This window comes from Amycolatopsis sp. NPDC051102, from assembly GCF_040682815.1.
Lineage (GTDB): Bacteria > Actinomycetota > Actinomycetes > Mycobacteriales > Pseudonocardiaceae > Amycolatopsis.
Window position 1 is genome coordinate 81,704 of the sequence record NZ_JBFBBT010000024.1, and the last position, 22,072, is coordinate 103,775.

The 22,072-nt window shown below is 72.1% G+C and carries 20 protein-coding genes; 4 read left to right on the forward strand and 16 right to left on the reverse strand.

What is annotated here, in order from left to right:
• Positions 1-107 precede the first annotated feature (107 nt).
• Both AB0M93_RS40955 and AB0M93_RS40960 read right to left on the reverse strand, forming a co-directional pair.
• Positions 108-1,373, reverse strand: coding sequence for a cytochrome P450 (locus tag AB0M93_RS40955; protein WP_364284843.1), 1,266 nt, complete (start codon positions 1,371-1,373; stop codon positions 108-110).
• A 126-nt stretch (positions 1,374-1,499) separates the two neighbouring features.
• Positions 1,500-2,666, reverse strand: a complete 1,167-nt coding sequence (locus tag AB0M93_RS40960; protein WP_364284845.1) for a cytochrome P450 — start codon at positions 2,664-2,666, stop codon at positions 1,500-1,502.
• Positions 2,667-2,887: 221 nt separating this feature from the next.
• On the opposite strand from AB0M93_RS40960, the gene AB0M93_RS40965 reads away from it, so the two are divergent.
• The 3 genes from AB0M93_RS40965 to AB0M93_RS40975 are packed head-to-tail and all read left to right on the forward strand — an operon-like array spanning position 2,888 to position 6,494.
• Positions 2,888-4,312 (forward strand): NDP-hexose 2,3-dehydratase family protein, encoded by a 1,425-nt coding sequence (locus tag AB0M93_RS40965; RefSeq protein WP_364284847.1) that lies wholly within the window; start codon positions 2,888-2,890, stop codon positions 4,310-4,312.
• Between the two features lie 45 nt (positions 4,313-4,357).
• Complete coding sequence (locus AB0M93_RS40970) at positions 4,358-5,509, forward strand: glycosyltransferase (protein WP_364284849.1); 1,152 nt, start codon at positions 4,358-4,360, stop codon at positions 5,507-5,509.
• A gap of 16 nt (positions 5,510-5,525) precedes the next feature.
• Positions 5,526-6,494: a 5'/3'-nucleotidase SurE gene (locus AB0M93_RS40975; protein ID WP_364284851.1), complete on the forward strand. Its 969-nt coding sequence runs from the start codon at positions 5,526-5,528 to the stop codon at positions 6,492-6,494.
• Positions 6,495-6,554: 60 nt separating this feature from the next.
• Here AB0M93_RS40975 and AB0M93_RS40980 read toward each other — a convergent pair whose 3' ends face one another.
• Genes AB0M93_RS40980 through AB0M93_RS40995 form a run of 4 tightly spaced genes read right to left on the reverse strand, consistent with a single transcriptional unit; the run spans position 6,555 to position 12,419 of the window.
• On the reverse strand, positions 6,555-7,322 hold the full coding sequence (locus AB0M93_RS40980; RefSeq protein WP_364284853.1) for a class I SAM-dependent methyltransferase: 768 nt from the start codon (positions 7,320-7,322) through the stop codon (positions 6,555-6,557).
• A 17-nt stretch (positions 7,323-7,339) separates the two neighbouring features.
• Complete coding sequence (locus AB0M93_RS40985; protein ID WP_364284855.1) at positions 7,340-8,407, reverse strand: aldo/keto reductase; 1,068 nt, start codon at positions 8,405-8,407, stop codon at positions 7,340-7,342.
• 32 nt (positions 8,408-8,439) lie between these two features.
• A complete protein-coding gene (locus AB0M93_RS40990) occupies positions 8,440-9,201 on the reverse strand; it encodes an NAD-dependent epimerase/dehydratase family protein (protein WP_364284857.1) in 762 nt (253 codons plus the stop codon).
• Positions 9,201-12,419, reverse strand: coding sequence for a PDZ domain-containing protein (locus tag AB0M93_RS40995; RefSeq protein ID WP_364284859.1), 3,219 nt, complete (start codon positions 12,417-12,419; stop codon positions 9,201-9,203). The genes AB0M93_RS40990 and AB0M93_RS40995 overlap by 1 nt, the downstream gene beginning before the upstream one ends.
• A 158-nt stretch (positions 12,420-12,577) precedes the next feature.
• Between AB0M93_RS40995 and AB0M93_RS41000 the strand changes: the two genes are divergently transcribed.
• On the forward strand, positions 12,578-13,774 hold the full coding sequence (locus AB0M93_RS41000) for a cytochrome P450 (RefSeq protein ID WP_364284861.1): 1,197 nt from the start codon (positions 12,578-12,580) through the stop codon (positions 13,772-13,774).
• 53 nt (positions 13,775-13,827) lie between these two features.
• On the opposite strand, the gene AB0M93_RS41005 is transcribed toward AB0M93_RS41000, so the two are convergent.
• From AB0M93_RS41005 to AB0M93_RS41050, 10 genes are all read right to left on the reverse strand, one after another.
• Positions 13,828-14,721 (reverse strand): ROK family protein, encoded by an 894-nt coding sequence (locus tag AB0M93_RS41005; protein WP_364284863.1) that lies wholly within the window; start codon positions 14,719-14,721, stop codon positions 13,828-13,830.
• Between the two features lie 5 nt (positions 14,722-14,726).
• Positions 14,727-15,425, reverse strand: coding sequence for an HAD-IA family hydrolase (locus AB0M93_RS41010; RefSeq protein WP_364284865.1), 699 nt, complete (start codon positions 15,423-15,425; stop codon positions 14,727-14,729).
• A 12-nt stretch (positions 15,426-15,437) separates the two neighbouring features.
• Positions 15,438-16,511: a Gfo/Idh/MocA family oxidoreductase gene (locus tag AB0M93_RS41015; RefSeq protein WP_364284867.1), complete on the reverse strand. Its 1,074-nt coding sequence runs from the start codon at positions 16,509-16,511 to the stop codon at positions 15,438-15,440.
• The gene (gene rifK / locus AB0M93_RS41020; protein ID WP_364284869.1) at positions 16,508-17,668 is read right to left on the reverse strand and encodes a 3-amino-5-hydroxybenzoate synthase; all 1,161 of its coding nucleotides are present in this window, start codon (positions 17,666-17,668) and stop codon (positions 16,508-16,510) included. The genes AB0M93_RS41015 and rifK overlap by 4 nt, the downstream gene beginning before the upstream one ends.
• A 31-nt stretch (positions 17,669-17,699) precedes the next feature.
• A complete protein-coding gene (locus tag AB0M93_RS41025) occupies positions 17,700-17,900 on the reverse strand; it encodes a hypothetical protein (RefSeq protein WP_364284871.1) in 201 nt (66 codons plus the stop codon).
• A gap of 85 nt (positions 17,901-17,985) precedes the next feature.
• Positions 17,986-18,774, reverse strand: coding sequence for a shikimate dehydrogenase (locus AB0M93_RS41030; protein ID WP_364284873.1), 789 nt, complete (start codon positions 18,772-18,774; stop codon positions 17,986-17,988).
• Positions 18,771-20,027, reverse strand: a complete 1,257-nt coding sequence (locus AB0M93_RS41035; protein ID WP_364284875.1) for a 3-deoxy-7-phosphoheptulonate synthase class II — start codon at positions 20,025-20,027, stop codon at positions 18,771-18,773. The genes AB0M93_RS41030 and AB0M93_RS41035 overlap by 4 nt, the downstream gene beginning before the upstream one ends.
• Positions 20,024-21,079, reverse strand: coding sequence for a 3-dehydroquinate synthase family protein (locus tag AB0M93_RS41040; RefSeq protein ID WP_364284877.1), 1,056 nt, complete (start codon positions 21,077-21,079; stop codon positions 20,024-20,026). Before AB0M93_RS41040 ends, AB0M93_RS41035 begins: the two co-directional genes overlap by 4 nt.
• On the reverse strand, positions 21,076-21,264 hold the full coding sequence (locus AB0M93_RS41045; protein WP_364284879.1) for a hypothetical protein: 189 nt from the start codon (positions 21,262-21,264) through the stop codon (positions 21,076-21,078). The genes AB0M93_RS41040 and AB0M93_RS41045 overlap by 4 nt, the downstream gene beginning before the upstream one ends.
• Before the next feature lie 17 nt (positions 21,265-21,281).
• A complete protein-coding gene (locus AB0M93_RS41050; protein WP_364284881.1) occupies positions 21,282-22,058 on the reverse strand; it encodes an arylamine N-acetyltransferase in 777 nt (258 codons plus the stop codon).
• Between the last annotated feature and the right edge of the window lie 14 nt (positions 22,059-22,072).

Sequence of the window (22,072 nt, forward strand, 5' to 3'; positions counted from 1 at the left end):
ATTGACCGCCACCCCCCCCCCGGGCCCCCACACCTGGGCGGGGGCGGTGGGTCTGTCCTTTCGCGGTGATCACCCCCCCCACAACCCCCCCCCGACCCGCAGCGGCTTCAGGACGACGGCTTGCCCAGCAGCACCGGGAGGTCCTTGGTCCGGGTGAACCCGGGCCGCAGGATCCACGGGACCTCCTCGCGCGGCACCGCCAGCGACAGGTCCGGGAACCGGGTGAACAGGCCGCGCAGCGCGACCTCCGCCTCCAGGTAGGCGACGTGCTGGCCCAGGCAGCGGTGGATGCCCTTGCCGAAACCGAGGTGGCTCTCGCTGCCGACGCCCAGCCGGTCGACGATCAGCTTCTCCGGCTCGGGGAACTTCCGCGGGTCGCTGTTCGCGCCCATGATCATCGGCACGACGGGCATCCCGCGCGGGATCAGCACGCCGCCCAGCTCGATGTCCTCGGTGCCGAAGCGCGGCTGCCCGAACTGGATCGGGCCGAGGCGCTGCAGCTCGCGGACGGCCTGCGCCCACATCGACGGGTCCGCCTTGAGCCGCGCGAGCTGGTCGGAGTGCTCCAGCAGGGCGAGCACCGAGTTGCCGATCAGGTACGTCGTCGTCTGGTGCCCGGCGGTGACCAGGCTGAACAGGATCCCGACCAGCTCGTCGTCGGTGACGATCTCCGGGTTCTTCGTCTGCGCCTGGACGAGCGCGGTGACCAGGTCGTCCTTCGGCTCGGCACGGCGGCGCGCGATGAGCGACCGGGCCCCGGCCAGTGCCGCGCGGACCGCGTCCGGCAGCCGCTTGCCGTCGAGCGTCGCCATCGCGTCGCTCCAGGTCTTCCAGATCGGGCGGTCCTCTTCGTCGACGCCGACCAGCTCGCAGATCACCTGGATCGGCAGCGGGTAGCAGTACGCCTGGACGAGGTCGATCGGCGAACCGTCCTTGGTGGCCTCGGCCAGGTCGTCGAGCAGCTTCGCGGCGATTTCCTCGACGCGGGGCCGGAACTTGCTCACCCGGTGGTTGGTGAGCGCGTAGGACACCAGCTTGCGCAGCCGGGCGTGGTCGTCGCCGTCGGAGGCGTTGATGAGGTTCTTCAGCCAGGGGATCAGTTCCTCGGGCATCTCCAGGTGCTGGAACACGCCGTTGCGGATGTCTTCGATGTCCGCGTCCTCGGGCGGGTTGGTGAGGAACCGCGGGTCGGTGAGGACGCTCTTCACGTGCTCGTAGCGGGCGGCCAGGAACATCGGCGGCCCGCCCATGAACCCGCCGATCTGCAGGGTCGGCGCCTCCCGCACCTTGGCGTGCGCGCCCCACGGGTCGGCGATCACGTCGGGGGCGAACAGATCCACCTTTTCGGCCGAAGTCTCGGCGGTGCTGGTCATGAACCTCTCCTCGAGTCGGAATGCGGGCGATTCGCCGGCCCGGGGCCGGAACGCGCCGAGGCCCGTTTTCGAACATAGGGAGACGGCACCCGGCGAACATCCCCCAACCTGATAGGCCCGGGCGGGCTAGCGAAGGATGACCGGCAGGGACTGCAGGCCGGTGAAATCGGGCGACGGCTGGGAAACCGGGGGCCGTTCGGGGTCGGTGCGCAGTTCCGGGTAGCGGTCGAACAGGATGTTCTGCGCGATCCGGCCCTCGAGCCGGCTCAGCGGTGTGCCCAGGCAGAAGTGCACGCCGTGGCCCCAGGACAGGTGCAGCTTGTAGTCGCGGGTCGGGTCGAAGGTGTGCGGGTCGGCGAAGATGCGTTCCTCGCGGTTGGCCGCGCCGATCCACACCGAAACCAAGCGGTCCTTGGGGATCTTGTGCCCGCTGAGTTCGGTGTCCACCATGGTCGCCCGGATGATGCGCTGGAACGGCGGGTACATCCGCAGCGACTCTTCGATCGCGCCCGGCACCAGCTCCCGGTCCTCGCGGATCCGTTTGGCCTGCACCGGGTTGATGTCCAGTGCCAGCACGGTGTTGGCGAGCATCGACGCGGTGGTGACGTGCCCGGCGATCAGCAGCAGGTTGGCGAAGTTGACCACCTGGGCGTCGGTGAGCCGGTCACCGTCCACCTCGGCCTGGACCAGCGCGGTGAGCAGGTCCTCCCGCGGGGTGCGCCGGCGTTCGGCGGTGTGCTCGGCCAGGTACGCCCGCAGCTGCTTGATGTCGGCGACGCGCTGTTCCATCGCGGCCGCCACGTCCTCCAGCGCGTCCTTGTCGCTGTTGAGGTGCTTGGTCATGAGCTGCTTGAACCAGACCCGGTCCGACCCCGGCACGCCGAGCATCTCGGCGATCACGATCACCGGCAGCGGGTAGGCGAGCGCCTCCACCAGGTCCATCCGGTCGCCGTCTTCGGCTTCGTCCAGCAGTTCGTGGGTCAGCGACTCGATCCGCGAATCGAGGTTGTCGATCATCCGCGGCGTGAACCCGCGGTTGACGATGCTGCGCAGCTGGGTGTGTTCGGGCGGGTCGAGCCGCACCATGTTCCCGTCGGTCAGTTCCGTCGCGAACTTGAACTTGGTCGGCATCAGCCGCTGGGAATTGCTGGAGAACGTCGCCGGATCCATCATGACCGCCAGCGCGTCGTCGTACCCGTACACGTGGTGGATCCGCGTTTCCTCGTCGTACCGGACCTTCGCGGGCGGCACTTCCCCGCGCATCCAGACGTGCTGCTCGTGTGTCTCGAACACCGGTCTCCCTAGGTTCGCGCGGTCGTTGTTCGGCCAGACAGTTACTACTCCGGCGGCGGGTGCGCGGGAAATCCCTCAGGCTGGTCGTTCGCTCTCCGCAACCGTGCGCTGCTATCAGAACGGGGGATGTCCGGCCGGAGACGGCCGCCCTAGCCTACGGACGACTCATGCGGGCCGACAGCGGCTTGATCCCACGGTCGAAGGAAAGAGGGCGCGCGCCGATGTCCACTGCCGGGCTGCTGACCACGACCGACGACGACCTGCTGCGCCGCTTCACCGAGTCGGCCAACACGCACGACCGCGTGGTGGTCCCGACCCCGGCGTTCCACGAATGGTTCGCCGAACGCCAGGCGGCCAACAGCTACCAGGTGACGCAGGTTCCGTTCGGCGAGCTGGCCGGCTGGCGGTTCCAGTCCGACACCGGCAACCTCGTCCACGACAGCGGCCGGTTCTTCGCCGTCGAAGGCCTCGCGGTGCACACCGACCACAGCGAACGCCCGCACTGGACGCAGCCGATCATCCGGCAGCCGGAGACCGGCATCCTCGGCATCCTCGTCAAGGAGTTCAACGGCGTCCTGCACTGCCTGATGCAGGCCAAGATGGAGCCGGGCAACGTCAACCTGACCCAGCTCTCCCCCACCCTGCAGGCGACCCGCAGCAACTACACCCGGGTGCACAAGGGCAAGCCCATCCCGTACCTGGAGTACTTCACGGCCCCGTGGCGCGGCCGGGTGCTGGTCGACGTGCTGCAGTCCGAGCAGGGCGCGTGGTTCCTGCACAAGCGCAACCGCAACATGGTCATCGAGGTCACCGACGACATCCCGGTGCTCGAGGACTTCTGCTGGCTGACGCTGGCGCAGCTGCACGAGCTGCTGCACGTGGACAACCTGGTCAACATGGACTCGCGGACGGTGCTCTCGGGCATCCCGTTCGCCGCGCCGGTCGACCGGCCGTCGATCCTCGACGAGGACTCGTTCCGCGGCGCGCTCCTGCGTTCGCTGGCCGAGCGCAAGGGCGCGCTGCACGAGCTGCCGTCGGTGCTCAGCTGGTTCACCGAAGCCAAGACCAAGCACAGCCTGGAGCAGCAGCGGATCCCGCTCAACCAGGTCAGCGGCTGGCACTCCGCGGAGAAGTACATCAGCCACGACGAAGGCAAGTACTTCTCGGTGATCGGCGTCGACGTCCAGGCGAGCAACCGCGAGGTGGCGCACTGGACGCAGCCGATGCTGGCGCCGGTCGGCCGCGGGCTGCTCGCCTTCCTGGCCAAGCGGATCGGCGGCGTGCTGCACGTGCTCGTCCAGGCCCGCACCCAGGCCGGCACGTTCGACGTCATCGAGATGGCCCCGACCGTACACTGCACGCCGGAGAACTACGCGGGCGCCGAGCCGCCGCGGTACCTGCGGCACGTGCTGGACGCCCCGCCCGAGGCGATCAAGCACGACGTCGTGCACTCGGAGGAGGGCGGCCGCTTCCACCACGCGGAGAACCGGTACGTGGTCGTCGAGGTGGGCGAGGACTTCCCGGTCGAGGTGCCGCCGGACTTCATCTGGATGACCGCGCGGCAGGCCACGAACCTGGTGCGGTACAGCAACTACTTCAACGTCGAGGCGCGCAGCCTGCTGACGGGCCTGCACACGCTGTGGTGAACACCACCACCGTCCACTGAGGACGGATCGTAGCCAGGAGGACACTTGAAGGTCATCGTGCTCGCCGGGATCACTCCGTCGACGTTCTTCGCCCACGTTTCCCTCGCCACGGCCCTGCGGGACGCGGGGCACCAGGTGATGGTGACCGCGGCCGCCGACGACGTCGTCCCGGCCATCGCCGCGGCCGGGCTCCCCGCCGTGCCGGTCATGCAGCCGAACCTGACCCGGGAACAGATCCGCGCCGAGCACGGGCTGGCGGAGGTGCCTGCCGACGCCGTCGAGCGGGAGCACTGGGCGGGCCGGCTGTTCGCGGTGATCGAAACCCTGCCGATGGACAGCCTCGTGGCGTTCGGCGAAAGCTGGCGCCCGGACGTCGTCATCGGCGGCATGCTGGCCTACGGCGCGCCGCTGCTGGCCGCCCGGCTCGGCGTCCCGTACGTGCGGCAGGCGTGGGACATCCACGACCCGAAGCTGTTCGACGCCGGGGCGACCGCCCAGCTGCAGAAAGAGCTGGCGGACCTGGGGCTGGACGCGCTGCCCGAGCCCGACCTGCTGATCGAGGTCGTGCCGCCGAGCCTGCGGGAGCCGGGGTCCAAGCACGGCCAGATGATGCGGTGGATCGCCGGCAACTCGCAGTGCCGCCTGGAACCGTGGATGTACACCAAGGGCTCGGACACCCGGGTCGGCATCACCGTCGGGACCGGGGTAGCGGACTACCACCAGTACGACTTCGTCCAGGGCATCGTCAAGAACGTCACCACGCTCGACGTCGAGGCGGCGGTGGCGGTGCCCGAGGAGGCCGTGGCCACCCTGCGGGAGCGGCTGGACGACAAGAACGTCGAGGTGGGCTGGATCCCGCTCGACATCCTCGCCCCCACCTGCGACGTCCTGGTGCACCAGAGCGGCGGCAGCACGATGATGACGGCGTTGAGCTTCGGCGTGCCGCAGGTGCTGCTCCCGGACGCCGGCCAGTTCCGCCAGATGGACATGGCCCGCCGGCTCGTCGAGGCGGGCGCCGCGCTGATGCTCACGCACGAGCAGGCCACGACCGAGGCGATCGCCGAGAAGTGCCAGGAGATCATCTCCGATCCCCGCTACGCCGCGGCCGCGGCCGGGCTGGCCCGGGAGATCGCCGCGTTGCCGCTGCCGTCCGAAGTGGTCCGGCGCATCGAATGGCTCGTTCACGAACACAACTGATCGGAAGAGGAGGACGATGCTGTCCAAAGTTCTGCGAGCCGCGGTCGCCGCGGCGGTGGTCACGGCGGTCGCGGTGCCCGCACAGGCCAGCGCACGCGAAGACGGGGTTTCGCTGACCGGCAAGAAGGTCGTGCTGGTCAACGACGACGGCGTGCAGGCCGCGAAGGCCAACGGATCCGACGGGCGCGGGATCTACGTGCTCCGCCAGGCGCTGTGCCGGGCCGGGGCCGACGTCGCCATCGTCGGGCCGTGGGGGCAGCAGAGCGGCAAGAGCCGGGCCGTGTCGGGCGCGCCCTTCGTTGCCGTGGCTCCGCCCCTGGCCGTGCCGGCCGAGTTCGCCGCGGACTGCGCGAACGCGCCGGGGCACGGACTGGTGCTGGGCGTCTGCCAGGGCACCGCCCCGTGCGTGGCGGACAGCCCGTCGGTCACGCCGGCGGATTCGGTCGACATCGCGCTGACCGGCGTGCTGCCGCAGCGCCTCGGCTGGACGAGCGGCCCGGACCTGGTCGTGTCGGGCATCAACTCGGGGCCCAACACGGACATCGCGGTCAACGGCTCCGGCACGATCGGCGCGGCCACGGTCGCGGTCGAGCGTGGCGTCCCGGCGGTGGCGGTCAGCGCGGGGACGCAGGTCTCGCCCCCGCCGTCGAACGACACGTACGCGGCTGCCGCCGACGTCACCGTCCGGCTGCTCGCTTCGCCCCGGACGTGGACGTTCGTGCAGGACATGGCGCTGGTGAACGTCAACCAGCCGGACGTCCAGCCGGGCGCGGGACCGTCGCCGGTGCGCTGGACGACGGTGGGCCGCGTGGTGCAGGGCCGGATCGCGTACACGCCGAACGGCGACGGGACCTACCAGATCGGGTACAACGCGGTGACGCCGCCGCCGGTGCTCGAGCCCGGGAGTGACACGAAGGCGTTGCTGGACGGGTATGTGAGCGTGTCGGCGGTGGACGTCAACCGGACGTACACGGGGTCGCGTTGACCCGCTGAGAAAGAAGCGCTGGAGGGGCACTTTCACGTGAAAGTGCCCCTCCAGCGCTTTCTATTCGCCCCACTTGGCGTAGATCACCGGCTGCTCGCGGTGCGGCAGCTGCCGCAGCTTCAGGTTCTCCAGCCCGAGCGTCTCGCGCAGCGCCTTGGTGACGCCGGGCCAGCGCGGGTGGCCGAGCTCGTCGAACGCCAGGATGCTGCCCTTGGTCAGGTGCGGGCGGATCGCCTCGAACACGTCGCGGGTCGGCTCGTACAGGTCGAGGTCGAAGAAGGCCATCCCGATCACCGTCTCGGGGTTCTCCGCCAGGTACTGGGGCACCGTTTCGCGGACGTCGCCCTGGACGACGAACGTGCGCTGGACGTGCGACACCGGGTCGCCCGCCTCGTGCGCCGCGAGGACTTCGCGCAGGTGGTCGACCTCGTCCTCGGGGACCGCGAACCGGCCGACCGCCGCGCTCGGGCTCACCTCGTCCACTTCGGACAGATCCGGGAACCCGGTGAACGTGTCGAACCCGATGATCCGGCGGAAGGAGTTGTACGGCTCGTGGATGCCGCGCAGGGCCGCGAGCGTCGCCAGGTGGCGGCCGTGGAGGACGCCGAACTCCATGATCACACCGGGGAGGTCGACCAGCTCGCGGTAGAGCGCGTCCATCGTCAGCAGGTCCGCGAGCTGGTGGCGGCGCAGGTACACCGGGAGGTTGTCGATCAGGTAGACCGGCGGCATCGGCGTCTCGGTCAGCAGCTTGGTGAGCCGCTCCCGGACCTCCTTCTCCACCGGCGACTCGTGCGGCAGGATCCGCGGGTTCTTGTGTTCGGACATCAGCTTTCCTCTCAGCGTCAGGACGACATCCAGGCTTGCGGCGCGGGTCCGCCCCGCCCGGCCGGCGGGAACAGGGCGTCCAGCCGGGCGGTTTCCGCCTCGGACAGGGGCGCGCCCAGTGCGTCGATCGCGCCGTCGACGTGTTCTTCGGTGCGGGGGCCGATGACCACCCCGGTGACCCCGGGGCGGGACAGCACCCAGGAAAGGCCTGCCTCGGCCGGCTCGCGGCCGATTTCGCGGCAGAACCGTTCGTATTCGGCGATGGTGTCGCGCCACTCCTCCAGCGCGGGCACCGCGCGGCCCTGCGCGGACTTCACCGCGGTCCCTTCGGCCAGTTTCCGCAGGACACCGCTGAGCAGGCCGCCGTGCAGCGGCGACCAGACGTACACCGCGATGCCGTACGCCTGCGCCGCGGGCAGCACCTCCAGCTCCGGGAACCGGGTCACCAGGTTGTACCCGCACTGTTCGGACACCACGCCGAGGAAGTGCCGCTGCCGGGCCGTTTCCTGCGCGGCCGCGAGGTTCCAGCCGGCGAAGTTGGACGAGCCGACGTACCGGACCTTGCCCTGGCCGACGAGCTGTTCCATCGCCTGCCACACCTCGTCCCAGCTGCTCGTGTGGTCGGCGAGGTGCATCTGGTAGAGGTCGATCCAGTCGGTGCCCAGCCGCCGCAGCGACGCCTCGCACGCGGCGACGATGTGCCGCGCGGACAGGCCGCGTTCGTTGGGGCCGGGGCCCATTTCGTTGCCGACCTTGGTGGCCAGGACGACGTCGTCGCGCCGCGACGGGCTCGCCGCGAGCCACCGCCCGATGACCTCTTCGGTGTATCCCTTGTGGACACGCCAGCCGTACATGTTCGCGGTGTCCACGAAGTTGATGCCCCGCGCCAGCGCGTGGTCCATCAGCCGGTGGGACTCCAGCTCCTCGACCCGGCCGCCGAAGTTCACGGTGCCCAGTGCGAGCCGGCTGACCCGCAGGCCGGTCCGGCCCAGCTGCGTGTAGAACCGGCCGGGTTCGCTCGGCAGGCCGAGCCCGTCGAGGAGGGCCTCACCGGGCGGTCGCTTGGCTTCGACGGCGAATGTCATGACGGACGTCCCTGTGTGTCGACGGTGGGTGCTCAGCCGGTCGCGGCCGGCGCGCGGCCGGCGTACTCCCGGAAGTACTTGCCCAGCACACGGCGGCAGTAGCCGTCGTCGCCGAGACGGGCGGCCTCGGGTACGAGCCGGCGCAGCCGGTCGGCCGACACCGGCTGGCTCGCCACCTCGCTGACGTACTCGCGCTCCGCCCGGATCCCGAGCCCGGCTTCGAGGTGGTCCACGATCCGCTCGATGGGCGTGGCCGTTCCGGTGGCGACGTTGACGACGGTCCGGCTCGCGCCGGTGGCGAGCAGCCGGTCCACGACGTCGACCAGGTCGTCGACGTCGATGAGGTCCCGCCGCGCGCCGCGGTAGAGCCGGACGGCGCCCGACTCGATCTGCCGCACCAGGGCGGGCACCAGCATCCGGGCGTGCTGCGCCGGGCCGACGACGTGGGCCAGCCGGAGGGCGAGGTAGTCGGCGCGGGAGGCGGCGAGGACCGCTTCCAGCGCCAGGTTGTGCCGCCCGTAGGCGGTCGACGGGAAGACCGGCCCGTCCTCCCGGCCCGGTTCCCCGGGCACCGCGTACATGGCCGCGGAGGCGGTGGAGAAGAACACGAGTTTCTCTCGCCGCCGCTCGCAGCGGTCGATCAGCTCGTACAGGCGCGTGGCTTCCCGGGCGAAGTCCGCTTCGGGGATCCCGGAAGCGACCGACACGCCGAACGCGGCGAGCACGACTCCCGGGTGGGAGCCGGCGAGGGCCGCGAAGTTGCCGGCGAGGAAGCCGCTGCCGATGACCTCCATCAGCGCTCCTTCGTCCGGCCGCGGGTGGGCGGCCCGGCCTCCGGCGGCACCGGGTAGCCGTCGCGGTCCAGGCTTTCGAGGACGAGGTCGATCGCCGTCTCCAGCTGCGGATCCCGGTCCGCGACCCAGTCCTGGGGGGTGATCTCCACTTCGACGTCGGGCGGCACGCCGTGGCCGTCGAGCCAGCCGGGCCCGTCCCACCACTTCGACACCGTCGGCTGGGAGACCCGCGAACCGTCCAGGAGGGCCTGGTCGGGCGGGATCGAGCCGGTCATCGAGCCGTGGGTGCGGGTGCCCACGAGCGTCGCGGCGCCCAGCAGCTGCAGCGAGACGACCAGGTTTTCCGGGCCGCAGGTGGTGAACTCGTCGACGAGCACCACGACCGGGCCGCGAACGGTGTCGTACGGCCAGGTGTAGGGCTGGGCGAACCGCGGCTGGTGCCAGCCGGTGACCCGCCGGGTGAGCAGGTCGAGCAGCGGGTGCAGGTCGCCGCCGTGGTTGCCCCGCAGGTCCAGGATCAGCCCGGTCCGGTCGAGCTCCACGCCCAGATCGCGGTTGAGGTCGGCCCAGCCGGCCGCCACCATGTCGATGATCCGCAGGTAGCCGACGCGCTCGCCGGTCCGCGCGGCCACCCGGGCGCGGCGGCGCACGGTCAGGTCGTGGTGGCGCAGCCGCGGCTCGTGCGGCGTCGGCACGACGACGAGGCGGAACTCGGCGTCGTCCCGGCGCAGGGTCAGCTTGACCTCCCGGCCGGCTTTCCCGGCGAGCTGCGGCATCGGCCCGTACGCCGGGTCGACGGGCTCGCCGTCCACGGCGGTGATGACGTCCCCGGGCCGGGCCGTCATGCCGGGCCCGGTCAGGGGGGTGCGGTGCATGCTCGAGGAGATGTCGCCGGACAGCAGCCGTTCGATGCGCCAGCCGCCCTCGGCCGTCGGGGCCAGGTCCGCGCCGAGGTAGCCGGGCGGCGGCGCGGGCCGGCCTTGGCCGCCGATGAAGAAGACGCCGACGTGCGAGACGCTCAGCTCGCCGTGCATCTCCATGATCACGTCGAACAGGTCGTGGCTGCAGCCGATCCGGTCCAGCACCTTCCGGTAGCGGGCGCCGATCGACGGCCAGTCGACGCCGTCGACGTCGGCGCGCCAGTAGCGGTCCCGCATCAGCCGCCAGGACTCGTCGAACATCTGGCCCCACTCGGCGGCCGGGTCCGTCTCGATCTTGATCGCGTCGAGGTCGACGACGTGTTCGGCCCCGTCGTCGCCGAGCGGTTTGACGTGGACGGCCCCGCCGGCGCGGTACGCCAGCCGGCCGCCGTCCGCGGCGACCGAGCAGGGGCCGAGGGCCTTCTCCAGCAGCGTCGGGCGGCTCGCGTCCGCGAGCCGGTAGCCCACCAGCCGCGGCATCGGGGCCGGTCCGGGCGTGTGCCGGGTGGCTTCCCCGAGCACGCCGTGGGTGGGCCGGTCCAGCCAGGCCACGCCGCCGTCGATCGCCACCAGCGACTCGTAGGTGCCCGCCTCGACCGGGAAGGGCACGACCCGCTCGGGCAGGCCCTCGAGGTCCACCTCGACGAGCTCGCCCGCCGGCGCGTCTTCCGCCAGGCGGCCGCCGTAGCTCGCGTCGAACGGCGACGCCGCCCGCGCGTCGAGCGGCACCAGGTGCGGCCGCACGCCCGGGACGAACCCGGACTGCTGCAGCTGCCCGTTGAGGTTGGGGCCCGTCGGGTCGAGCGTGCTGCCCGAGAGGAAGGCGAGATAGCGGCCGTCCGTGGTGAAAGCCGGGGAGCCGTCCTGGAACCGGCCGCGCGTGACGTCGGCGATGTGGCCGTCGGCCAGCCGGGCGACCCGGATCCGGCTGCGGCCGCCACTGCGGGACGACGTCGGCTGCGCCCAGGCGAGCAGGTCGGAGCCGGGAGAGAAGACGGCACCGGCGCAGGGGCCGTGGTCGTCGTCGGTCCGGACCAGTTCGGTCAGCGCGCCGGAGGCCAGGTCCACGGTCAGCAGCCGGACGTCCGTGGCGACCGCGGCGGTCCGGCCGTCGGGCGAGACGAGCAGTTCCCGGACCCGGCCCAGCTGCCCGTGCGCCAGCCGGCGCGCCGGGGAACCGTCCTGGGCGAGGACGTCGATGCCCTCTTCGCCACCCTGGTCGCTGACGCAGACGACGGTCGCGGCGTCCGCGGTGACGACCGGCAGCCGCGCCCGCGCGCCCGGGACGTCGAACACCGGCCGGGGCTCGCCGCCCTCGGCCGGCAGCAGGTGCAGCGTGCCGCGCACCTCGGCGACCAGGTGCCGGCCCGCCGGGTCGAGCGCGAACCCGCCCGTCGCCGTCGCCCCGGACCAGGTGCGCGCGAGCCGGCCCCGGCCCGCGTCCGCCAGCCGGATCCGCAGCTCCACCGGCTGTCCGGCGCCCGGGGCCAGCAGGAAGAGGCGGCCGGACTGCTCGTAGACGACGGTGTCGCCGTCGGAAGTCGCGTTGCGGGCGTAGAACTCGCCCAGGTCGCCGTGCCGGCGCAGGCCCGAACCGTCGACCTCGGCGGAGTACAGCGCGCCGACGCCCTCGTGGTCGGAAAGGAACGCCATCCGCGAACCGGCCCACACCGGGTTGGTCAGGTTCCCGCCGAGTGACCGCAGCACCGGCTCGAAGGTCTTGCCGTCCGGGGAATACCAGAGCTTGCCGGCGCAGCCGCCGCGGTAACGCTTCCAGTAGACAGGCTCGAACACCGTCATCGTGCCGACCAGCTGGGCGCCGTCGCCGCGCACCGCGAGTTCCGCGGCGGGCCCGCAGGGCACCTCGCGCGGCGGCCCCGCGACGGGGACGGCGAACATCCAGGCGCGGCGGTCGGCCGCGCGGCCGTAGCCGGACCGGGCCAGCACTTCGGTGTCGGAGAGCCAGCCGCAGGTCGCGGTGTTCCGGTCGGCCCAGTGCGTCAGCTGCTGTGGCCGGCCGCCGTCGAGATCGGCGTACCAGACCTCGCGCGAGCCACCGCGCAACGCGACCGTGTTGCCCCCCGTCACCGACGTCCACGCGATCCGCGTCGCCGAGGGGTTCAGCCGCGGCAGCGAGACGCGCGCGCCGCCCTCACCACCCTCCTCGACCACGCACCGCGCCGTCGCGGTCCCGGCGAGGGCCTCCGCCACCGACGTCAGCCACACCCGGTCCTCGGCCACGAACGTGAGCGCGTCACCGGCGACGTGGGGGTGCCTCAGGTAAGTGTCAGCAGTCACCTCCGGGACGCTAGGGCACCTGTGATCGCCCGGGCATCCCTCGATCTGATAGCGCCCACGCCTACCAGCTTGCAGGATGCTCGGCGCGGCAGCCCTTCCCTAACGTGGGCGCGAAACGACGACGCTGCACGCGCTTTCCCGCCCGGAAGGGACGGCTCATGACCGCCACCGAGGAACCCGTGACCGAGATCGCCGCCTTCCCCGAGGACCGGACCTGCCCGTACCAGCCGCCCGCGGGGTACCGGGCGGCGGCCGCGCGCGGCCCGATCTCCCGGCTGGAGCTGTACGACGGCCGGGTGGTCTGGGGCGTCACCGGCCACACCGAGGCGCGCCGGCTGCTGGCCGACGCCCGCCTGTCCACCGACCGCCGGAACCCGGCGTTCCCCGCGACGACCGAGGTGGTCGGCCGGATCCGCAACCGCCTCACCCCGCCGCTGGTCGGCGTGGACGACCCGGTGCACAAGGTGCAGCGCGGGCGGCTGATCCCCAGCTTCACGCACCGGCGGATCAACGCCCTGCGCCCCCGCATCCGGGAGATCGCCGGGCGGGTGCTCGACACGCTGGTCGAGAAGGGCCCGCCCGCGGACCTCGTCACCGACTTCGCGCAGCCGCTGCCGTCGATGGTGATGTGCCACCTGCTGGGCGTGCCGTACGAGGACCACGACCACTTCGAGCAGCGGACGACCCGGATGCTGTCCGGCGAGAACCCGGCGATCGCCATGGGGGAACTCCGCGAGTACCTGCTCGCCCTGGCCGGCGAGAACCGGCACAAGCTGAACGAGGGCCTGTTCGGCGACCTCGTCGAGGCCCCCGAGGGCGAGGTGTCCCGCGCCGACCTGGTCGACCTGACGGTGGTCATCCTCGGCGCCGGCTTCGAAACCACGGCCAGCATGCTCTCGCTCGGCATCTTCACGCTGCTGGACAACCCGGAGCGGCTCGCCGAGCTCCGCGCGGACCCGTCCCTGTGGGGCGCGGCGGGCGAAGAGCTGCTGCGCTACACCTCCATCACCGACGGCATCACCCGCGTGGCCACGGAGGACATCGAGATCGGCGGCGTCACCATCCGCAAGGACGACGGCATCATCTTCCTGACGTCGGTGCTCAACCGCCAGGAGGACGTCCGCGAAGACCCGGACGTCCTGGACTGGCACCGCCCCACCCGCAACCACATCGCGTTCGGGTTCGGCGCCCACCAGTGCCTCGGCCAGAACCTGGCCCGCATCATCCAGGAGATCGCCCTGGAGGCCCTGTTCGAGCGCCTGCCCGACCTGCAACTGGCGACCGCGGCGACGGAAATCCCGTTCCGGCCGGGTGCGGCGGTTCAGGGGATGATCAAGCTTCCGGTCACCTGGTAGCGCAACGCCGTGAAGGGGGCACTTTCACGTGAAAGTGCCCTCTTCGCGGCGTTTCAGGACAAGATCAAGCGCGCCAGGGACACCGCGCCGCGCAGGGACGACAAGCCTCCCAGCGCGGCCGGTTCCGCCGGCAGCGGCAGCTGACCGGGCCGGGCGAACTCGGTGAGGTGTTCGGAAACCCAGCCGACGAGCTCGGGGACGCCTGCCGCGAAACCGCCGCCGAGCACCACGCGGTCGGGGTGCACCAGCTCCTGCACGCCGGTGATCGCGGCGGCCAAGGCGCGGGCCGTCCGGCGGACCGCGTTCACGGCCCACGGCTGTTCGTCACCGAGGGCTTGGCGGAGGTCGTCGGACGTCACCGGCGCTCCACGCAGGTGGGTGGCACGGTCCAAAGTGGCCGGTCCGGAGGCGATGGCCTGCAGGCAGCCGCGACGGCCGCACACACAGGGCGGCCCGTCCAGTTCGACGACGACGTGGCCGAGCTCGAACGAGCCGCGGGCCGTCCCGGGGCAGGGTTCGCCGTGCAGCACCAGGCCGCCGCCGATGCCGGTGCCCACCCCGACGTAGAGCAGGTGGTCGCAGCCCGCGGCCTGTGCCTCGGCGAGCGCGCCGAGGTCCCCGTCGTCCGCCCAGGCGACCGCCGCCTCGGGGAACAACTCCTGCAGCGAAACGTCCAGGGCCAGTCCGGTCCATTCAGGACGGTTGGGCCACGCGGTGACCCGGCCGTCCGGCGTGACCGTGCCGGGCATGGCCACGCCCACGGCCCGCAGCGGCGAGCCGAGCCGCGTCCGCAGCTCGGCCACGTGCCCCGCGAGCTGGGCGAGGTCCGCCGCGGCGCTGTGCCGCGGCCCCCACGCGAACGCGGTCTCGCCGACCGGCCCGGCGTCGGTCTCGACGCGGAAGGCGACCTTCGTGCCGCCGACGTCGATCCCGAGGTAGTGGTCCACCGGCCTCAGCGGAGCGACAGCGCCGGGCAGAGGGCGAGCAGGTCGGCCGGCCGCTCCAGCACCACGTCCGGACCGGCCGCGAGCAGCTCGCCGCCGTCGTCCGGGGGCGCCCACAGCGCGGCGGCCGAAGCGACGCCGGCGTCTCGTGCGCTGGCCAGGTCGGTCGGCGCGTCGCCGACCATGATGGCCCGCTCGGCCGGGACGTCCAGCAGGTCCAGGGCCTTGAGCACCATGTCGGGGGCCGGCTTCGGCCGGGCGACCTCGTCCGAGCCGATCACGTGCGCGAAGAACGGGAGCAGGCCGAGCCTGTCGAGCAGCGAACGCGCCCGCGGACCGCTCTTGCCGGTCGCGATGGCGAGCCGCAGCCCGCGGGTGCGCAGCGTCAGCAGCAGTTCGACGACACCGTCGAAAACCGTCACCTGGTCGGCGAGGCGGTAGCTCTCGCGGACGAACGGTTCCTCCATCGCCAGCGGCAGGTCCATGATCCGCATGATGTCGGGGAAGTACCGGCCGAGGTGGCGCCGGTACTCCTCGAACGGCGCCGGTCCGTCGCCGACGACTTCGGCATAGGCGATGGCGAAGGCTTCACTCATCACCGCGAAGCTGTCGACGACGACCCCGTCGAGGTCGAAGATGACCGCGTGCCGGGCGGACACCGAGGGATCGGCCTCGGTGCCGGGCCGGTCGACGATCGGGAAAGCCATGGAGCACCCTCTCTACTGGTACGCGGGCACCGGGCGCGGGTCGCGCGCCGAACGGGCCGAGGCGTAGAAGTTTTCGATCATCCGGACGATCGGCCGGGCCTCGGCGACGGCGACGCCGCGGTTGCCGGGGTCGGCCAGCTTCGCGGCGAGCCCGTCGAGCTGCCGCCGGTACTCGGCGCCGATCGGCTCGGCGGGCAGGGGGACGGGGGTGGTGCTGCCTTCGCTGGTCAGCGTCAGCTCAGGTTCGGGCTGCCGGTTGGGGCTGAAGCCGAACGTGCACCGCAGTTCCGCGACGCCGGCGCTGCCTTCGACGCGGATCAGGGTGACGTCCCGTGCCTCGTGCGAGGCCCAGCTGGCCCGCAGGGACACCGAGACGCCGTCGTCGCGGACGAGGAACCCGCGGGCGGTGTCCTCGACGTCGGCCGCATCGGCGCCCGGCAGGTCCTTGCGCCACGCCGCGCGCCAAGCGCCGACGTTGACGAAGTCGTCCGAAGTCGCGCCCGTCACCTGCGTGAACCGGCCGGGGCCGAGCAGGTAGGCGAGCGTGTCGAGCAGGTGCCAGCCGAGGTCGAACAGCACCCCGCCGCCGGCCTTGTCGCGCTGGGTGAACCAGGTGGCCCGCGGGACACCGCGCGACCGGACCCACGCGAGGTCGACGTGCCGGATGTCACCGAGGTCCGGCACGACCCGCGCCAGCGCCGCGACGTCGGCGCGGTACCGGGCGGCGCTGCCGGCCAGCAGCATCCCGCCGCTGCGTTCGGCCGCCGCCAGGACGTCGACCTCGGCCGAGGTCAGGCACACCGGTTTCTCCAGGAAGACCGGGATCCCGGTGGCCATCAGCGAGCCGGCGACCTCGGCGTGCAGGTGGTTCGGGACCGCGACGACCGCCAGGTCGATCTCCCGTGCGGAGAGCGCTTCCACGCCCGCGTGCACCGCGATGCCCGCCGTCTTGGCGAAGGCCGCGCGCGACGCCGGGTCGGCGTCGACGGCGGCGACCACCTCGAAGTCCGCGTGCTCGCGCAACAGCGGCAGCCACAGTTCCCGGCCGGCCCAGCCGAGCCCCACCAGGGCGACCTTGACACTCATGCAGACGCCACGGCGTCGGCGATGATCTCGGCGGCCGCGTGCATCTCGGCCTCCCCGGCCAGCAGGGTGCGGTGGTGCAGCCACACGCAGTCCTGGCTGATGGCTTCGGTGTTGGGGCAGCGCTTCGCGACCGCGTCGAGGGACTCGTCCGGCGCGCCGATCTCCCAGAACGCGTCGGTGCGGTAGATCGCGCGGAAGCCGGCGAACGCGGGCAGTCCCGCCTCGACGAGCCGGCCGACCAGCGCGTTGCGCCGCTCCTCGGTGATCCCCGGGATGCGGAACATGGCCATGTAGTGCGAGTTCCGGTCGGCACGCGGGTCGTCGCCCTGGGGGACGACGCCGTCGATGCCGGAGAGCAGTCGGGACAGCAGGGTCCAGCGCTCGTCGCGCAGCGCGATCTGGTCGTCGAGGCGGCTCAGCTGCGCGCGCAGCACGGACGCCGAAAACTCGTTGAGCCGCATGTTGGAGCCGGCGATCAGGTGCAGGTAGCGCGTGTCGTTCTTCGGCCGGCCGCAGCTGTGGCGCAGGAACGCCCGCTCGTGCATCTCCTTTTCCGGGAAGAGCACGGCGCCGCCTTCGCCCGCGGTCATCAGCTTGCCGTTCTGGAAGCTGAACGTCGCGACCGTGCCCAGCTCGCCGACGCGCTTGCCCTGCCAGCGCGCGCCGTGCGCGTGCGCGGCGTCCTGCAGGATCTGCACGCCGGTGTCGGCGGACAGCTTCGCGAGCGCGTCCATGTCCGCCATCAGCCCGGCCATGTGCACCGGCATGATCACCTTGGTGCGCGGGGTGATCGCGTCGGCGGCGGCCGCGACGTCGATGCAGTAGGTGTCCGGGTCGACGTCGACCGGGACCGCGACCGCGCCGAGCCGTTGCGCCGCCTGGGACGAGGAGATGAAGGTGAAGGCCGGCACGATGACCTCGGTGCCCGGCCCGACGTCCATGCACTGGAGGGCGAGCTCGAGCGCGTGCGTGCCGTTCGTGACCGCGAGCGCGTGCTCGGCACCGTGGTGCTCGGCGAACTCGCGCTCGAAGGAGTTGACCTCGTCGCCGCCCATCCGCCACCACAGACCCTGCTCCAGGGCGCGGATCAGGCCTTCGCGCTCGGCCTCGTCGTAGTGCGGCCACTGGGGGAACACCGGTGCCTGTCGCGCGTTCATGTCTCTCCGATTCTCCATGGGTCGAACCTCTTCACCAAAGGCCGAACAAAGCGCGGTACGAGTCCATCAGGCATTGCAGAACGAGGTCCGCCGCATTCGTACCGGCCGCGGGCTTGCGCTCGGCGGCAGCGCTGTCGCCGAACTCGTTTTCCAGGTGTTTCACCAGTGCATTCCACGCGGCTTCGTCGTACTCGACCGGCTGCGGGAGTTCTGCAGGCTGTCGCGCATCCATATTTCTCCGAATCATCGCCCGGTTCCCAAAATATGGCGGCTCCCGGCCGGGCCACATCCCCCGGCCTGGTAGTAGTCGCCAGCGGTCACGGCCACCCGAAAAAGGCCCGGTAGGAGTCCAGTTGCCCGTCGAGCATGTGCATTCCGCAATGGACGGGATGGCCGAGTTCCGCCGCTTCGCGCAGCAGCCGCGTTTCCCGGGGCTGCATGATGATGTCGGCCACCACGCAGGCCGGTGGCAGCAGCCGCGGCCGGACCGGCAGCGGATCGCCCGGGTGCAGCCCGAGCGGGGTGGCGTTCACGACGAGGGCGGCCCCGTCGGTGTCCGGTTCGGCCGAGGTGGCGGTCCGGCCCGGCCAGTGGGCGTCCAAGCGGTCGCGGAGGGCGTGCAGCTTCGCGGTGTCCGGGTCGCACACCGCCAGCCGATCCACCCCCGCGTCCAGGAGGGCGGCCGCGATCGCGCTGCCCGCGCCGCCCGCGCCGACGAGCGCGACCCGTTCGCCCTTGGGGTCGTGGCCCGCCCCCGTGAGGCCGGCCACGAAGCCGAGGCCGTCGAAGTTCTCCGCGTACCAGCTGCCGTCCGCTTCCCGCCGCAGCGCGTTGGCGCTGCCGGTGATCTGCACCGTCGGGCTGCGGCGGCCGGCGAGCCCGGCGGCGGCCGTCTTGTGCGGCACCGTGACGAAGATGCCGTCGAGGTTGCCGATGCTTTGCAGGCCGCCGACGACCCGGGCGAGGTCGCCGGGTTTCGCGTGCACCGGAACGAGCACCGCGTCGACGCCCAGCCGCGCGAACAGCGGGTTGAGCAGCCCGGGCGACCGGACCTGGGTGACGGGATCGCCCAGGACGACGTACAGCCGGGTGGTCCCGCTGATCACCGGACCTCCACCCGCTTGCCGCACAACAGTTCCGCGACCAGGTGGGCGAGCTGCACCGACTGCTCCGCGTTGAGCCGGGGGTCGCACGCGGTCCGGTAGCGGGCGGGCAGGTCGGCCTCGGTGACGCCCCGGGAACCGCCGAGGCACTCCGTCACGTCTTCGCCGGTCACCTCGACGTGGATGCCGCCGGGGTGGGTGCCGAGGCCGCGGTGCACCTCGAAGAAGCCGGCGAGCTCGTCGAGCACGTGGTCGAAGTGCCGGGTCTTGAACCCGTTGCCCGACCGGTGGGTGTTGCCGTGCATGGGATCGCACTGCCAGATCACCTCGTGCCCGGAGGCGGCGACCTTCTCCACGATCGGCGGGAGGACGTCGCGGACCAGGTCGTGGCCCATCCGGCTGACCAGCGTCAGCCGGCCCGGCGTGCCGTGCGGGTCGAGGCGCTCCACGTACTCGACGGCCTCCTCGGGTGTCACGCTCGGCCCGAGCTTGAGGCCGATCGGGTTGGCCAGCAGCTCGGCGAAGGCGATGTGGGCCCCGTCGAGCTGGCGGGTGCGCTCGCCGATCCACAGGAAGTGCGCCAGCCCGCTGGACAACCGGGGTTCCGGACCGGCCGCGTCCGCCCACAGCACCGCTCGTTCGTAGTCGAGCAGGAGCATTTCGTGGCTGACGTGGACGTCGTCCGCGCAGAACTTGCGGACCAGGTCCATCGCCTCGAGCGCGCCGGCGTGCGCGCGCAGCATCCGGCGGGGGTCGGGGGTGCGGGCGGCGAGCGTGGGTTCCGGGGCGTTGATGATGTCGCCGCGGTACACCGGCAGCCCCAGTGCGTCGACGGTGTTGGACCGCGGCTTCGCGTACTGCCCGGCCATCCGGGCGAGCTTGACCACCGGCAGGCCCGCGGCCGCCGCCAGCACGTCCGCCATTTCCGCCAGCAGCCGCAGGTTGGCGCGCAGGTGGGTCTCGGTGTTGCCGTCGAACGTCTCCGCGCAGTCCCCGCCCTGCAGCAGGAACGCCTCGCCGCGGGCGACCGACGCGAGCCGGGCCGCCAGCCGGGCCGTCTCGGCCGGCGCGACGACCGGCTCGGCGTCGTGCAGCAGCCCGGCCACCCGGGCCGCCCGCGCGGGGTCCGGCCACTCCGGCTGTTGCGCGGCGGGCCGGGCCAGTGCCTCGTCCAGCCGGCGGCCCAGGGCCCGGTCCACCGCACGGCGGTGGATCGGGCCGCCCGGCTCGGCGGGTCCGTGCAGCAGCCGTCTCATGCCGGTGCCGCATCGGTCGCCGCGACCAGGTCCGTCAGGCGTTCGCGGGGCATTTCGCCGAGGACGCGCGAGACGACGTCCGTCGGCACGTCGTTCACCAGCTCCGCGCCCCGGGGCCCGTCCAGGACGAACGCGAGCCCGGTGATCGCCTTCTTGTCCCGGCGCATCTGCCGGATCAGGACCGCCGGGTCGACGCCCTCGGGCAACGCCGTGGGCAGGCCGTAGTGGCGGACGACGGCCCGGTGTTCCTCCACCCGGGACTGATCGATGCGGCCCAGCGCGCCGGCCAGGCGGCCCGCGAAGACCGTGCCGATGGCCACGGCCTCGCCGTGCCGCAGGGCGAAGTCCGTCGCGATCTCCAGCGCGTGCCCCAGTGTGTGCCCGTAGTTGAGCAGGTGCCGCAGCCCGGTGTCCCGCTCGTCCCGCGCCACGATGCCCGCCTTGAGGGTGACGCTGGCGGCGATCTGTTCCGCCACCGTCCGCCCGCGCAGGTCCGGCGCGCCGATGAAGTGGCAGCGGGCGATCTCGCCGAGGCCGTTCAGCACCTCCCGGCGCGGCAGGGTCGTCAGGTAGTCCGTGTCGCACAAGACCGCGCTGGGCTGCCAGTACGCGCCGACGAGGTTCTTGCCCGCCGGCAGGTTCACCGCGGTCTTCCCGCCGACGCTGGCGTCCACCTGGGCCAGCAGCGTCGTGGGCAGGTGGACCACGGCGACGCCGCGGTGGTACAGCGCGGCCGCGAGCCCGACGACGTCCGTGGTCGTGCCGCCACCGCAGGAGACGACGACGTCGGAGCGGGTCAGCCCGAACCGCGCGAACTCACCGCACAGTTCCTCCACTGTGGACAGCCGCTTGTCCTGCTCGCCGTCGCGGGCGGGCAGCAGCAGCGTCTCGACGCCGGTGCCGGGCACCCAGCCGGCCGGGCGGGCCGAGACGACCGCGGCCCGCCGGGCACCGAGCCGCCGGACGACCTCGGGCAGCGAGTTCCGCACCCCGGGCCCGACGAGCACGTCGTAGGACCGCTCGCCCAGCCGGACCGGGATCGTGGTGCTCACGGTGCCTTCTCCCGCGGCTCCGGCAGCGTCCGGTACGGCAGGTCGGCGATCCGGGCCACCGGCTCGCTGCCGTGGTGGAGGTATTCGCCGCCGTAGAAGAAATTGAGGTACGGGATGTAGTGGTGCGCGTACGCGGCTCTGCAGAGGCCGGCGAACTTCGCCAGCAGGCCGTCCGTTTCCGTCATCGTCTCCCCTTCCCGGTTCAGCCGAGCTCGCCGGACAGCACGCGGTCGATCAGCGCCCGGTGCTCGTCGTCGTCGGTGATCGTGCGCACCTGCTCGCGGCCGTCGCGGACCGTCAGGTACCGGCGCTGCCGCAGGAACACCTGGCCGTTCCCGAACGCCCGGCCGCACAGGACCTCCTGCAGGTCGGTGCGAGTGGTGTCGCCCACGAGGGCCCGGAAGTTGTCCTCCAGTTCCTTCCAGTCGCTCCACTGGCGGGGCTGCGTCGTGAAGGTGTAGACGCCGCTCCAGCGGGTGACCGCGCCCCGGCGTTGCAGCGCGTACCCGGATTCCGTTTCCTGCAGCCGGAACTGGCTCCCGTACTGGGTCCGCACGCCGGGCCCGACCGGCAGCGGCTCGAGGTAGGTCGGGCCGGGGTAGCCGACGTCGACGAGCCATTCGCCGCCGTCCAGGGTGACCAGGTTGAACATGTGCTCGACGTCGGTCCCGAAGGTCTCGCGGCCTTCGGTGGTGCTGCCCGCGAGCGGCGAGACGTCGTAGCCCAGCTCGGTCAGGAGCCGGTGGAACAGCCGGTTCAGGTGGTAGCAGGCGCCGCCCTTGCCGCCGGCGATGCTGGTCTCGAAGACGGCGTCCTCGTCGAGGTCGACGACGTCGGTCGCGTCACGAAGGCCGTAGGCGACGCTGCTGTACGGGATCGCCATCAGGTGGCTCTTCTGCAGCTGCCGCAGCGTTTCCAGGTCGGCGCCGGTGGCTCCGGCGCAGCCGATCCGCCGCAGGTAGGTACTTACGTCGAACACGGTTCACCACCTTC